This is a genomic window from Sphingobium sp. MP9-4, from assembly GCF_005281675.1.
In the GTDB taxonomy this organism is placed as follows: domain Bacteria; phylum Pseudomonadota; class Alphaproteobacteria; order Sphingomonadales; family Sphingomonadaceae; genus Sphingobium; species Sphingobium yanoikuyae.
In genome coordinates, this window is sequence record NZ_LUFI01000001.1 from 163,759 (window position 1) to 177,371 (window position 13,613).

The 13,613-nt window shown below is 64.4% G+C and carries 11 protein-coding genes; 10 read left to right on the plus strand and 1 reads right to left on the minus strand.

Translation table 11 applies throughout. From position 1 onward, the window contains the following. Positions 1-156 precede the first annotated feature (156 nt). From A0U87_RS00780 to mqo, 3 genes are all read left to right on the plus strand, one after another. Positions 157-1,497, plus strand: coding sequence for a dicarboxylate/amino acid:cation symporter (locus tag A0U87_RS00780; RefSeq protein WP_048937104.1), 1,341 nt, complete (start codon positions 157-159; stop codon positions 1,495-1,497). A gap of 12 nt (positions 1,498-1,509) precedes the next feature. After that, positions 1,510-2,991: an alginate export family protein gene (locus tag A0U87_RS00785; RefSeq protein WP_122928054.1), complete on the plus strand. Its 1,482-nt coding sequence runs from the start codon at positions 1,510-1,512 to the stop codon at positions 2,989-2,991. A 97-nt stretch (positions 2,992-3,088) separates the two neighbouring features. After that, a complete protein-coding gene (mqo, locus tag A0U87_RS00790) occupies positions 3,089-4,813 on the plus strand; it encodes a malate dehydrogenase (quinone) (protein WP_122928767.1) in 1,725 nt (574 codons plus the stop codon). 57 nt (positions 4,814-4,870) lie between these two features. Here mqo and A0U87_RS00795 read toward each other — a convergent pair whose 3' ends face one another. Beyond that, a complete protein-coding gene (locus tag A0U87_RS00795; protein ID WP_048937102.1) occupies positions 4,871-5,605 on the minus strand; it encodes an SDR family oxidoreductase in 735 nt (244 codons plus the stop codon). Between the two features lie 136 nt (positions 5,606-5,741). On the opposite strand from A0U87_RS00795, the gene A0U87_RS00800 reads away from it, so the two are divergent. The 7 genes from A0U87_RS00800 (at position 5,742) to A0U87_RS00825 (ending at position 13,611) form a co-directional block, all read left to right on the plus strand. After that, the gene (locus tag A0U87_RS00800; protein ID WP_048937101.1) at positions 5,742-6,647 is read left to right on the plus strand and encodes a dihydrodipicolinate synthase family protein; all 906 of its coding nucleotides are present in this window, start codon (positions 5,742-5,744) and stop codon (positions 6,645-6,647) included. Positions 6,648-6,661: 14 nt separating this feature from the next. Continuing rightward, positions 6,662-7,837, plus strand: a complete 1,176-nt coding sequence (locus A0U87_RS00805) for a mandelate racemase/muconate lactonizing enzyme family protein (protein ID WP_048937246.1) — start codon at positions 6,662-6,664, stop codon at positions 7,835-7,837. A 46-nt stretch (positions 7,838-7,883) separates the two neighbouring features. Continuing rightward, the gene (locus A0U87_RS00810) at positions 7,884-8,606 is read left to right on the plus strand and encodes a helix-turn-helix domain-containing protein (RefSeq protein ID WP_048937100.1); all 723 of its coding nucleotides are present in this window, start codon (positions 7,884-7,886) and stop codon (positions 8,604-8,606) included. Between the two features lie 169 nt (positions 8,607-8,775). Beyond that, positions 8,776-9,681: a TonB-dependent receptor plug domain-containing protein gene (locus tag A0U87_RS26545; protein WP_240700488.1), complete on the plus strand. Its 906-nt coding sequence runs from the start codon at positions 8,776-8,778 to the stop codon at positions 9,679-9,681. Beyond that, positions 9,682-11,421: a TonB-dependent receptor gene (locus A0U87_RS26550; protein ID WP_276609677.1), complete on the plus strand. Its 1,740-nt coding sequence runs from the start codon at positions 9,682-9,684 to the stop codon at positions 11,419-11,421. A 7-nt stretch (positions 11,422-11,428) separates the two neighbouring features. After that, positions 11,429-12,379 (plus strand): 2-dehydro-3-deoxygalactonokinase, encoded by a 951-nt coding sequence (locus A0U87_RS00820; protein ID WP_234415566.1) that lies wholly within the window; start codon positions 11,429-11,431, stop codon positions 12,377-12,379. Beyond that, positions 12,376-13,611: an MFS transporter gene (locus A0U87_RS00825; protein WP_048937097.1), complete on the plus strand. Its 1,236-nt coding sequence runs from the start codon at positions 12,376-12,378 to the stop codon at positions 13,609-13,611. Before A0U87_RS00820 ends, A0U87_RS00825 begins: the two co-directional genes overlap by 4 nt. Positions 13,612-13,613: the final 2 nt, after the last annotated feature.

Below are 13,613 nucleotides of genomic sequence, written 5' to 3' on the forward strand. Positions count from 1 at the left end.
AAATAATATTAATATGTTGAATTATAACGATTTAACTTCATTTCTCCTACAATTTGTCGCGCATGGCTGACAGCTCGATACTGGCCCCCTCAATTCCCGACCCGCCCAACCAAGAAGGCGGGAAGGCTTTTGGCGAGGGCCAGAAAGACAACTGTCATGCAGATTTCCGATTTCCCCGACACGCCGGTCACCCGGCGTCCCTGGTATCTTCATCTCTATGCGCAGGTGCTGCTGGCGATCATCGCCGGCGTGGCGCTCGGCCATTTCGCGCCGCATCTGGGGGAGGCGATGAAGCCGGTCGGCGACGCCTTCATCAAGGCGGTGAAGATGGTCATCGCCCCGGTCATTTTCCTGACGATCGTCACCGGCATTGCCGGCATGCGCGACATTGCCAGCGTCGGCCGGGTCGCGGGCAAGGCCTTTGCCTATTTCCTCTTCTTCTCCACCCTGGCGCTGGTCGTCGGCATGATCGTCGCCAATGTGGTGCGGCCGGGCGCGGGCCTCGACATCGATCCCGCCACGCTCGACGCCAGCAAGGTCAGCGAATATGCGGAAAAGGCGCATGACAGCACGCTGACCGGCTTCCTGACCGGCATCATCCCCGACAGTTTCCTGTCCGCCTTCGTCAGCGGCAATATCCTTCAGGTGCTGTTCGTTGCGATCCTGTTCGGGGTTGCGCTGGCACTGATCGGCGATCGCGGCGCGCGCGTGCTCGACCTGCTCGAAGATGTCTCGACCGCCGTGTTCAAGCTGGTCGCGATCGTCATGAAGGCCGCGCCCGTCGGTGCCTTCGGCGCCATGGCCTTCACCATTGGCAAATATGGCGTCGGCACGCTCGCCAATCTCGCCTTCCTGGTCGGCACCTTCTACCTCACCTCGGCGCTGTTCGTGGTCGTGATCCTGGGCCTGGTCGCCCGCGCCGCCGGTTTCTCGATCTTCGGCCTGATCCGTTACCTGAAGACCGAATTGCTTCTGGTGCTCGGCACCTCCTCGTCGGAAAGCGCGCTGCCGGCCCTCATCGAAAAGATGGAGCGGGCGGGCTGCCCCAAGTCGATCGTCGGCCTGGTCGTGCCGACCGGCTACAGCTTCAACCTCGACGGCACCAATATCTACATGACGCTGGCCGCGCTGTTCATCGCGCAGGCCACCGGCGTCGACCTGTCGATCGGCGACCAGATCCTGTTGCTGGGCGTCGCTATGCTCTCGTCCAAGGGCGCGGCGGGCGTGACCGGTGCCGGCTTCATCACGCTGGCGGCGACCCTCTCCATCGTCCCCTCCGTGCCGGTCGCCGGCATGGCCCTGATCCTGGGCGTCGACCGCTTCATGAGCGAATGCCGCAGCCTGACCAACTTCATCGGCAATGCGGTGGCGACGATCGTCGTGTCGCGCTGGGAAGGGAAGCTGGACCGGGCGCAGTTGCAAGCCGCGATGCGGGGCGAGGGCGGGGCGCCATCCCTGGCGGCTCCGGCGCTCGCCAGCGCCGTCCCGGCGGAATGAGGCGCAGCCACCATGGTTCGTTTCTCCTGCGCGGCCGCGCGCCGCCCCGTCGCCGTCTCCGCTCTCACCCTTGCCACCCTGCTCGCCACGCCAGCATGGGCCGACGACATGCCCGCTGAGCCTGCCAGCCTCTATCCAGCCGATGCCGTTGGCGAAGGATCGGTATCGGGCGGCTATGCCCTGTCTCGCTGGGCGGAGGACTGGCGCAGCAAGGCCGATCCCGCGCAGCGCGATGACCTGTTCGATCGCCTCAAATATCTGCCGCTGGATAAGGATGGCGACATCTATCTGACGCTCAGCGGCGAGGCGCGGGTGCGGGTCAACTACACCACCAACCTCAACCTGCGGAATGCCGGCAGCCAGCGGCAGGACATCAACCGGCTGGTCGGCGGCGCCGACCTGCATGTCGGGCCGCATCTGCGCTTCTATGGCGAGATCGCCCATGGCGGCATGTCCGGCGACAATATCGGCACGCCGTCTGGTTCACTGCGCAATGATCTGGTGCTGCTCCAGTCCTTCGCCGAACTGAAGGGGCGGGTTGCCGGCATGGACCTGGGTCTGCGCTATGGGCGGCAGGAATTTACCGATGGCCCCAATCTGCTGACGTCGCAGCGCGACAATAACACGATCCGCTATGCGCTGAACGGCGTGCGGGCCTGGGCACGGACGGGATCGCTGCGCATCGATGCCTTCGATTTCAAGCCGACCGCGCTGGGCAATGGCGGGACGGGCGATGACAAGGTCGAGCAGGGCCGGCGCTTTTCCGGCTTCACCGCCGGAATCCGCATTCCCGAAAAGGCGCTGGGCGGATCGGAGCTCTATCTCGATCCCTTTTTCTGGCGGTTGCGCACCAGCGAAGCGCTGTGGGGCGGCGTGACTGGCCGGGTCGAGCGCTTCTATGCCGGCGCGCGCCTGTGGGGGGAAGTTGGCCCGGTCAATCTCGACTGGACCATCAATCACCAGTTCGGCGATTTCGACGGGCGCGATATCAGCGCCTGGCAGCTTTTCTTCAACCAGAGCTACAAGCTGCCCGGCGACCTGCCGATGGGGCCGCGCATCGGCTTCCACGCCGATTATGCCAGCGGCGGCGGCACGTTCGAGGGCGGCACGCTGAAGGCTGCCTATGCCCCCTTCGGCAACAATATCTATTACAGCTACCAGCTGTGCATGACGCCGACCAACCTCAAGACGCTGGCGCCCAGCCTGACCCTGTCGCCGCTCAAGGGCGTGAAGGCGACGATGGAATATCAGTTCGCCTGGCGCGCCGATGAAAATGATGCGGTCTATCGCGCCAACAAGTCGATCTTCGCCGGCACCCAATCGGTCCCCGGCCACAAGATCGGCGAATCCATCCGCGCTCAGATCACATGGTCGATCACGCCGCGCCTGTCCTTTGTCGGGCGCTACGAGCATCTGGATGCAGGGCCGGTGCTTAGCCGTGCCGGTTATGGCAACAGCGATTATCTGGCCGGCTGGCTGAGCTTCCGTTTCTGAAGGTGGATGGGGTGGTGCGCATGACCTGACGGACAAGATTGGCGAACGCGCATCCGGCCGCCCGGCCCCTTTCCACGCAGATTTGGAATCCACGATCATGACATCCTCCTCCAGTCCGGCGGCACCGCGCCGCCGGTCCTTGTTCAAGAAGATCCTCCTTACCCTCGCCATCCTCATCCTGGTGTTGGCGATCGCCGCCACCGCCTTCCTGTTCCGTCCGATGGCCTCGCCCGCCGGCAAGGCGGCCGCCAATGACAAGCCGGTCGACGTGCTGGTGATCGGCGGCGGCATCATGGGTGTGACGCTGGCCACCTATCTCCAGGAAATGGAGCCGGACTGGCGGATCGACATCTATGAGCGGATGGACAAGGTCGCGCAGGAAAGCTCCAACGGCTGGAACAATGCCGGCACCGGCCATTCGGGCTTTGCCGAGTTGAACTATACGCCGGAGAAGGATGACGGATCGATCGCGACCGAAAAGGCCGTCGATATCGCCGAGCAGTTCGAGATTTCGCGCCAGTTCTGGTCGCATGAGGTCAAGCAGGGCCGTCTGCCCAAGCCGACCGATTTCATCAACGCGACGCCGCATATGAGCTTCGTCTGGGGCGACGACAATATCGCCTATCTGCACAAGCGCCGCGATGCGCTGGTCAAGAACCCGCTCTTCTATGGCATGCAATATTCGCAGGATCCCGCACAGATCCGCCGCTGGGCGCCGCTGGTGATGGAGGGACGCGACCCGAAGCAGAAGGTTGCGGCGACGTTCATGCCGCTTGGCACCGATGTCAATTTCGGTGTCATCACCACCCAGCTGACCCAGGCGCTGACCCGCAATCCCAATTTCAACCTGCAGCTTGGCCATGAGGTGCGCGGCCTGCATCAGAATGCGGACAAGACGTGGAACGTCACCGTCCATGACCTCAAGAAGAACAGCGATGCCGTGGTGAAGGCGAAGTTCGTCTTCATCGGCGCGGGCGGTGCCTCGCTCAAGCTGCTGCAGATGTCGGGCATTCCGGAATCGAAAAACTATGCCGGCTTCCCGGTCGGCGGCCAGTTCCTGGCGTTCGAGGGGCCGGCCGCGACCAGCCGTCACAATGTGAAGGTCTATGGCAAGGCGGAGGCCGGATCGCCGCCCATGTCGGTGCCGCATCTCGACGCGCGCAAGCTGGACGGCAAGTCGGTGACCCTGTTCGGTCCCTTCGCGCTGCAGAGCACGAAATTCCTGAAAAATGGCTCGCCGCTCGATCTGTTCGCCTCCATCTACAAGAATAATGTCGGCGGCATGATGAAGGTTGGCGCGGAAAATCTGGATCTGGTCCGCTATCTGGCGCAGCAGGCGACGCTGACCGATGCTCAGCGTCAGGCCGAATTGGTCAAATATTATCCCAATGCCAAGCGCGGCGACTGGAAGCTGATCACCGCGGGCCAGCGCGTGCAGGTGATCAAATATGATCCCAAGAAGGGCACGGTGCTGCAGTTCGGGACCGAGATCGTCACCGACAAGGATGCCAGCATCGCCGCGCTGCTCGGCGCTTCGCCTGGCGCCTCGACCTCGCCGGCGATCATGCTCGAAGTCATGCGTCGTGCCTTCCCGCAGCAGATGGCGACCAGCTGGAAGCCCAAAGTGGCGGCGATGGTGCCCTCCTATGGGCAGAAACTCAACGCCAGCCCGGATCTCACCAACCGCATCCGCCGCATGACCAGCCAGACGCTGGGCCTGCCCTATATAGAGGTGCCGGCGGGCCTGAATGGTGCGACGCTTAATGCCGGTGCCAAGCTGCCAGCCAAGCGCAACCTCAATTCGGAGCAGCAGGCGCTGTAACGACCGGACAGGGGAGGGGCTGGTGCGCGATCGCCAGCCTGTTCCCTGTTCCTCAGCCTATCGCCGGGTGATGCCGGCGCCGCCATCCACCGGGAACACGCCACCGGTGATCCAGGCGGCTTCATCCGACGCCAGGAACAGCACCAGATTGGCGACATCCTCGACCGTGCCGAGCCGGCCGAGCGGATGGCGCAGGATGTTGGCTGCCAGCGCGGCCGCCGGATCGGGCTGACGGTCGAAGGAGGCGCGCAGCATTGCCGTGTCGATTGAGGCCGGGGCGACGCAATTGGCGCGCAGACCGTCGGCCGCGACCTCCAGCGCAAAGCCCTTCATGAAGGTCTCGAGGCCACCCTTCGATGCGGCATAGGCCGCCAGGCTGGGCGCGCCCATGCGGGCATTGATCGAGGAAATGAAGACGAAATTGCCCCGGCCCGCGTCCTGCATGGCGGGGGCGAAGGCCTGGACCAGGCGGACCGCGCCACCGACATTCACGTCATAGATCGCATTGAAGGCTTGCGGCGAGGAGGCGAAGATGTCCGCCTGTTCGGTTGCGGCGCCGGCATGGACGATGATGTCCGGCGGCCCAAGCCGTGCCAGCAGGTCGTCCGCGCCCTGCGCAATGCCGGCGTCGTCCGCCAGGTCGCAGACCCATGCCTCGTCCCCCGCATCGGAGGCGATCCGGTCCATCGCGACGACATGGGCGCCCTCCGCCTTGAAGCGGGCGCAAATGGCCGCGCCGATGCCGCCGGCGGCACCGGTGACGAGAGCGATCTTACCGGACAGGCGGGGCATATCTTCTCCATTCGTATTTATAAAAGCAACATATCATCTAGAGATACGCTCGCAATGGCATAATTCTGACAATTTCAGATTGACGTGTTGCTAAATGAGCGATAATTGAAGCGGAAACAGGAGAGGAAGGGGTTCCATGAAGGTCAGTGGCGTATATCCGGTTCTGCCCACGCCGTTCGATGCGTCGGGCGCTATCGACGATAGCGGCATGGATGCGATTGTCGATTTCGTCGTCGATTGCGGTGTCGATGGCGCAGTCTTTCCGGGCCTCGCCAGCGAATATGACATGCTCTCGCTCGACGAGCGGATCGACCTGATCGGCCGGATCTCCGCGCGTATCGATGGCCGCATCGGCTTCATCATCGGCGGGTCCAGCCCGGACGTCGAAGAAAGCCTGGCGCTGATCCGTGCGGGCAAGGCGGCGGGTGCCGCCGGCGCGATGGTGATGACGCCGGGCGCGCTGGCCGGCGACAATGACGCGCTGGCCGCCCATTATCGCAAACTTGGCGAGGCTGGCCTGCCGTTGATGCTGCAAAATGCGCCCCGACCGATGGGGGCGGGCCTGAGCGCCGAGGATGTCATCGCCGTCGTCGGTGCCGTCCCCGCCATCCACTGGGTCAAGGAAGAGAATATGCCCTGCGGCCAGCGGATCAGTGCGATCCGCGCGGCCGCGCCCGATCATCTGCTGGGCGTGTTCGGCGGTGCCGGTGGCCGCTACATCACCGACGAACTGGCGCGCGGCGCGATCGGCACCATGCCGGCGGCCGAACTGCCCGAGGCGCATGTTGCGCTGATGGCCGCCCATCTGGCCGGCGACGGTGATGCGGTGCGCACCCATTATGAACGGATGTTGCCGCTGCTGATGATGCAGGCGGTGTTCCGCTGGCGGCTGACCAAGGAAGTGTTGCGTCGGCGCGGCCTGATCGCCGACGCCTTCACCCGCGCGCCCGGCCCGGAACTGGACGAGGGCGACCAGCGCGAGCTTGACCGCATCCTCGCGCGGATCGACGATTGGACCGGAATCGGCGTGGTGCAGGGCTGAAGGATATGGGCGCGATGGACGATGTGATCGAGCGGCTAGACGTCTTCACCGTCACCATACCCCGCGACGTGCCCTATCTGGGCGCGCTGGGGCCGGGCGAGGAAGTCAACGCGGCCGGCTATATCGTCCGGCGCCGCAATGGCACCATCTATCCGACGGTCGACCGATCGGTGGTGGTGCGCGTCACCAGCCGGTCGGGACTGGTCGGCTGGGGCGAAACCTATGGCCTGGTCGCGCCGGGCGCGATCCACGAACTGGTCGACGATGTCATCGCGCCGATCCTGATCGGCCGTTCGGCCCATGATGTCGAGGTGATCTGGGAAGATCTTTACGACCTGATGCGGGTGCGCGGCTATCAGGGCGGTTTCTGGCTGGATGCGATGGCGGCTGTCGACATCGCGCTGTGGGATATCCATGCCCGCGCCGTCGGCCTGCCGCTCTGCCGCATGCTGGGCGGGCAGCGGCGCGAGACCATTCCAGCCTATGTCTCCGGCCTGCCCGAACCGACATTGGAGGCGCGCTGCGCGCTGGCGAAGCGCTTCGTCGACCAGGGGTTCGACGCGATCAAGTTCGCCGGCGTGGTCAGCTTTGACGGGATCGAGGCGGAAGCGAAGGCGTTGCGCGCGGCGATCGGCCCGGACGTCAAGCTGATGGTGGATCTTCACTGGATGTATTCGGCGGCCGAGGCGGTGGCGCTTATCCGCCGGCTGGAACCGCACGACCTTTATTTCGCCGAAGCGCCGGTCAAGCCCGAGGATGTCGCGGGGCTGGCCGATGTCGCCGCCCGCGTCGCGACACCGATCGCGGCGGGCGAGGAATGGCGTAGCGTGTTCGATGCCCGCCCCCGGCTGGAAGCGCGGGCAGTGTCGATCGTGCAGCCCGAAATGGGCCATACTGGCATCACCCAGTTCATGCGCATCGCTCGTCTGGCCGAGGCGCATCATGTCCGGGTGATGCCGCATGCGACCATCGGCGTCGGCATCTTCGCGGCGGCCAGCCTGCATGCCGCCGCGGCGGTGCGCGACCTGCCCTATCATGAATATCAGCATTCGATCCTGCCGCGTTCGGCGCAACTGCTTGACGGGCGCCTGTCCTGCACGGCCGGCGCCTTTGCCTTGCCCGAAGGGCCGGGGTTGGGGGTGGCGCCGAACGCAGCCTTCTGGAACCATGTAACGCGGGGGCGGCAATGAAAGATCTGGGCTGGCTAAACGCCATGGTCGGACGCTAGAAACGGCCATGCGCACGAAAATCAACGCCCAGCCCAACCAGAGCCTGATCGACGGGATCACCACGCTTCAGGCGCTCGCTTCCTCGCCCGAGCCGATCGGCTGTCGCGAACTGGCGCGACAGCTGGATTCCGATCCGACCAAGATCAACCGCCTGCTCAAGACGCTGGCCTATCTGGGCATCGCGCGACAGACCGCGAACCGCAAATATACCGCCGGGCCGGGCATGCATGTGCTGGCGGCGCAGAGCCTGTTCGCGTCGGGCCTGATCCGTCGCGCCCTGCCGGAACTGGAGCAGCTGCGCCGCTACGGCCATACGGTGGCGATGGGCGTGCTGTGGAATGACAGTGTCTCCTATCTCTTCCACGCCCCGCCGGGGATCGAGGCGTCGCGCGGCCTGGGCCGTATCGGCCTGTTGCCCGCGACGACCAGCGGCATCGGCATCGCCCTGCTCGCGGAACTGGAGGATGCCGATGTGCGCGAACTGTATGAAGGGCGCGACATTCCGATGTTCCCCGACGGCATCGACAGCCTGCTCGCCAAGCTGAGCGAGGTTCGTGCGCTGGGCTATGCGCGCGTCCATGTGGCGGATGAGCGCGACCATCATATCGTGTCCGTGTCGATGGGCGATCCGGTCCATGCCGGCATCGCCATGTCGGGCTGGATTCCCGAGGGGGCGACGGCACCGCTGGTCGAGGCCCTGCGCGAGGCGGCGCAGCACATCGGGGAGTAAGTGTTGCTTCATGTGATACAAATATGGCGTGCTATCGATTTTATTCCGCAAAATTGGCCAATTAAATCGATATAGAAGCAACAAATTTCAGATTTCGGGATTGACACGTCGCTAATTGTGCAACAATTTCCCTCTCAGAAGCACAATGCTCGCACAGGAGGGGATGAAGATGCGCAAGGTAGCAAAATGCGCGAGCCTGTTGGTACTGGCCACTACGGCCGCGTTTCCGACGATCGTAGCCGCCCAGGAAACTGCAGAGCCGCAGCCAGCCCAGGCGGCCGACAGCGCGGTCGCCGATATCGTCGTCACCGGCATTCGCCAGAGCCTGAGCAAGGGCATCGAGACCAAGCGCCAGGCTGTCACCTTCGTTGACTCGATCGTGGCCGAGGATGTCGGCAAGCTGCCCGACCAGAATATCGCGGAATCGCTCCAGCGCGTGTCGGGCGTGCAGATCCGCCGCTCGCTGGGCGATGGCACCAGCGTGTCGATCCGCGGCCTGCGTCAGAACCGGACCGAGGTGAATGGCCGGTCGCTGGTCAGCCCCTTTGGTCGTGGTCCCGGTGTGCCGGCCGATGCCGATTTCAATCCGCTGTCGCTTTATCCCGCCGAACTGATCAGCCGCCTGGAAGTCACCAAGCTGCTGTCGGCCGACCAGATTGACGGGTCGCTGGGCGGCACGGTCAACATCATCACCCGCAAGCCGCTCGACGCGCCGAACACGATGGTCGCCGGCCGGATCGAGGGCAGCTATGCCGACATGCTCGACCGCAAGGGTGTCAGCGGTTCGCTGCTCTATTCGCGCAATTTCGATGACCGGTTCGGCGTGCTGGTGAATGTGACCGCGTCCGACCGGCCGATCCAGGAAGACAGCTTCAACAGCTTCGCCGGCTTCCTGCCGCTGACCGGCGCGTTCGACCCCAATGGCGATGGCGTGGCCGACAATGATCCCAATGGCGACGGCCTGGCCGGCACCTATATTGCCGACCTCCGCTATCAGCGGCTGCGCGAACGCCGCAAGCGACTGGGCGCCAATGTCGTACTGCAATGGCGGCCGACCGACGAACTGGAGCTGTAGCTGGACACCGTCTATGCCGCCGGCAAGGCCAAGCGTCGCCGCAACTGGTTCGCCGTCGCGCTGACCAGCAATGGCGCGGACTATGTCGACTACAGCTTCTCGCCCAATGAGGTGCTGGTCGCGGGTACAGTCCGCCGGCCGCTGCAGGGCAATGACGAGCGGCTGACGATCAAGGATGACTCGCTCTCCAGCGCGCTCAACCTGCGTTATGAGAAGGGGCCGTGGACGATCAAGGCGGAGGGCAGCTATTCGGACGCCCAGCTCAATTACAACCAGACCTATGTCCGCACCCAGACGCGGGCATCCTATCTGACCTCGTTCGATTTCACCGGTGGCGGCGTGCCGCAACTGACCCTGCCGTCGGGCGTCGACCTGCTCGATCCGTCGCTCTACAATTATTCCAACTTCTTCGATAACCGCTTTGAATCCAATGCGAAGGAATATGCCGGCCGGGTTGACCTGCGCTATGCGATCGAAAGCGGCGTGCTCGACTCCTTCGAGGTCGGCGGCCGTATCGCCAAGCTCAAGACCGCGCGCAATTCGCTGCTGTCACAGCTCACCTCCTCGGTCCGCCTGACCGATCGGGATGCGGCGCTCTATGAGGTCGGCAGCTTCCCCGATCTGCTCGGTGGCAAGGCGCCCTTCGCCCAATCCTATCTGGTCGGCAATCCGTTTGGCACCGGCGCGGACTTTGCCTGCGAGGCAATATTGGGCAGTTGCACACCGCGCGTGCTGGACCCCACCGCCTCCTACAAGCTCGATGAAGTAACCAAGGCGGGCTATGTGAAGCTCAATCTGAAGGGTGACCTGGGCAGCATTCCCTTCTCCGGCAATATCGGCCTGCGTTACACCCGCACCGATCGCGATGCGGTATCCGCGCTGCGCCGCGCCGACGGGACGTTCCAGCCGGTCACTGCCTCGCCCTCCTATGAGGACTGGTTGCCGAGCGCGGTGCTGAAATTCGACCTGACCGACAAGCTGGTCGCCCGTGTCGGCGCGGCCAAGGTCGTCGGCCTGCCGGACTCGCAGGATCTGAGCCCCGGCTTGCTGCTCAACCGCATCGTCTACACCGGGACCGGCGGCAATCCGAACCTCAAACCCTTCCGCGCGGATCAGTATGACGTGTCGCTGGAATGGTATTTCCGCCAGGGCTCGGCGCTGACGGTCGGCCTTTTCTACAAGGATATCGGCTCCTTCCTGACCACCCGCTCGACCTTCGAGGATGTGCCGGGCGAGACCCAGCAATTCCTGGTCACCCGCAAGGTCAATGGCGAGGGCGGCAAGCTCAAGGGCGCGGAAGTGATGCTGCAGTTGCCGTTCAACTTCCTCGATGGCTTTGCCAGCGGCTTCGGCATCCTGGCGAATTACAGCTATATCGACAGCAGCACGCCGTTCGTGAATGCCCGCACCGGCGCTACCCTGCCGCTGGAAGGGCTGTCCAAGCATAATGCCAATCTGGTCGGCTATTATGAAAAGGACGGGTTCGGCCTGCGCGTCGCCTATAATTATCGCTCGGGCTATCTCGACAGTGTGACGGCGGGTGGCGAAGGCTCCTTCTTCAAGCCCTATGAGACGATCGACGCATCGATCCGCTATGATTTTGGCGCCTTTGGTATCTATGCCGAGGCCGGCAACCTGACCAACGAGAAGCAGATCCGCTATACCGGCGCGCCCGAAGCGATCGCCCTCTATGCCGAGCAGGGCCGCCGCTTCGCCATCGGCGCCAACTTCAAGTTCTGAGGACGGGATGACTATGCTGATCGCGGGCGATTGGGGATCGAGCAACATGCGCCTCCACCTGTGTCGGGTGGAGGAGGGGCGGCTGATCCCGGTCGAGACGGTGCGTGGCAAGGGCGCCAAGGATGTGGCCGATCATGAAACCGCCTTCCGCGCGGCGGCAGGGGACTGGATCGATCGTCATGGTCCGATGCCGGTGCTGCTGTCGGGCATGATCGGGTCGACCATCGGTTGGCGTGAGGCAGCCTATCTGCCTTGCCCGGCCGGGCCAGAGGCGATGGCCGGCGCGCTGTTGCGGTTCGAGGTGGCGGGATGCCCTATCGCGATCGTGCCGGGCCTGTCCTGTCGCAACATCTTCGGCCAGCCCGATGTGATGCGCGGCGAGGAAGTGCAATTGTTCGGCTGGCTGGCGGGCGTGACGGATGATGACACCGAACGCCTGATCTGCCTGCCGGGCACCCATGCCAAATGGGTGCGGACACAGGGACGGACGGTGCTGGATTTCGTTACCTCGATGCAGGGGGAAATGCGCGAGTTGCTGCTCGCTCATGGCCTGCTCGGGCGGTCGTTGGCAAAACCCTATGATCCGGCCGCGCCGACGGACATCGCCGCCTTCGATGTCGGTGCCGGGCTGGTGATCGAAGATCCGACGCTGGCGATCGAACATGCGCTGTTCGCGCTGCGCAGCCGCATCCTGATGGGGGAATTGACCAGCGAAACCGCGCCATCCTTCCTGTCCGGATTGATGATCGGTGCGGAGGCCCGCGACGCGGTCGCCGCCCATCGCGCGCGCGGCATGGCGGTGGAAACGATCGTCCTGGTCGGCGCGGAACTGCTGGTCGATCTCTATGGCCGGGTCTGCGATCGGCTGGGGATCGCGACCGAAAAGGCGGCGGGCGATGGCACCGCGCTGGCCGGTCTGTCGGCGATCGCCGCGCGCATGGAGGCTGCCGCCGCATGATCGAGGGGAAGGCCCGCAAGATCAGATGGGCGATCCTGGCGATGCTGTTCGCCTCGACCGTGATCAACTATCTCGACCGGCAGGCGCTCTCGATCCTGGCGACGACGGTGCAGCAAGACCTGCATATGGATGACATCGCCTATGCGCGCGTCGTCCAGGCTTTCCTGATTGCCTATACCTTCGCCTATCTGATGGCCGGCCGGGTGACCGACTGGCTGGGCACGCGCCTGTCTTTGGCGCTGTTCGTGGGCTGGTGGTCGCTGGCGAACCTGCTGACCGGCTTCGTCCGGTCGGCAGGGGAACTGGGCGCGACGCGCTTCGCGCTGGGGCTGGGCGAGGCGGGCAATTATACCGCCGGTCCCAAGGCGGTTTCGGAACATTTTCCACCCAGGGAACGCGGCATTGCGCTTGGCATCTATACGGCCGGCGCGATGATCGGCGCAACGCTGGCGCCACCGCTGATCGCCGGCATCGCGCTGCATTTCGGCTGGCGCGCGGCGTTCATCGCCACCGGCGCGGCGGGCCTTGCTTGGCTGGTCGTCTGGTTGACAATCTATCCGCGCAGCGCGCCGGAAGCCAAGGAAGAGCGGATCAGCGAAGGCACGCTGTGGGGCCGTATCCTGCGCGACCGGTCGGTCTGGCTGCTCGCCGGCGCCCGCGCGGTCGCCGATCCGGTCTGGTATTTCTACCTCTTCTGGTTCCCCAAATATCTGACCGATATCTATGGCCTGACCCTGATCGCGGTCGCCTCCATGGCGTGGATCGTCTATCTCGCGGCCGACCTTGGCAGCATTGGGGGCGGCTTCTTCTCCAGCCGGTTGATCGCGCGCGGCGTGGCGCCGGCAACCAGCCGCATCATCGTGATGGGCGCGGCCGCGCTGGTGGCGCCACTGGGCGCGATCGCGGCCAGCCATCCGGCTCTGCCGATCCTGTTCGCGCTCGCCTCTGCCGTGGCCTTCGCCCATCTGGTGTTCCAGATCAACATCAGCACGCTGATCGTCGATCTCTATCCCACCCGTATCGTCGCCACCGTGTTCGGCGTGGTGGCGGCGGGCAGCGGGCTTGGCGGCCTGCTCTCGACCCAATTGGTTGGCCAGCTTGTCGCGGGCGGCGCGTTCGAACGCAGCTTCCTGCTGATGGCGCTGCTTCATCCGATCGCCTTTCTGCTTGCCTTCCTGGCGCTGCGCAGTGCGCGCCGATCCAATGGGGAAGGCCAACTCGTCCACGCATAACA

Bases quoted from the DNA above. Each gene is read 5' to 3' on its own strand.
- A0U87_RS26545 (WP_240700488.1), top strand. From the start codon at position 8,776: ATGCGCAAGGTAGCAAAATGCGCGAGCCTGTTGGTACTGGCCACTACG.
- A0U87_RS00780 (WP_048937104.1), top strand. From the start codon at position 157: ATGCAGATTTCCGATTTCCCCGACACGCCGGTCACCCGGCGTCCCTGG.
- A0U87_RS00825 (WP_048937097.1), top strand. From the start codon at position 12,376: ATGATCGAGGGGAAGGCCCGCAAGATCAGATGGGCGATCCTGGCGATG.
- A0U87_RS00785 (WP_122928054.1), top strand. From the start codon at position 1,510: ATGGTTCGTTTCTCCTGCGCGGCCGCGCGCCGCCCCGTCGCCGTCTCC.
- A0U87_RS00805 (WP_048937246.1), top strand. From the start codon at position 6,662: ATGGACGATGTGATCGAGCGGCTAGACGTCTTCACCGTCACCATACCC.
- A0U87_RS00820 (WP_234415566.1), top strand. From the start codon at position 11,429: ATGACTATGCTGATCGCGGGCGATTGGGGATCGAGCAACATGCGCCTC.
- A0U87_RS00800 (WP_048937101.1), top strand. From the start codon at position 5,742: ATGAAGGTCAGTGGCGTATATCCGGTTCTGCCCACGCCGTTCGATGCG.
- mqo (WP_122928767.1), top strand. From the start codon at position 3,089: ATGACATCCTCCTCCAGTCCGGCGGCACCGCGCCGCCGGTCCTTGTTC.
- A0U87_RS00795 (WP_048937102.1), bottom strand. From the start codon at position 5,605: ATGCCCCGCCTGTCCGGTAAGATCGCTCTCGTCACCGGTGCCGCCGGC.
- A0U87_RS00810 (WP_048937100.1), top strand. From the start codon at position 7,884: ATGCGCACGAAAATCAACGCCCAGCCCAACCAGAGCCTGATCGACGGG.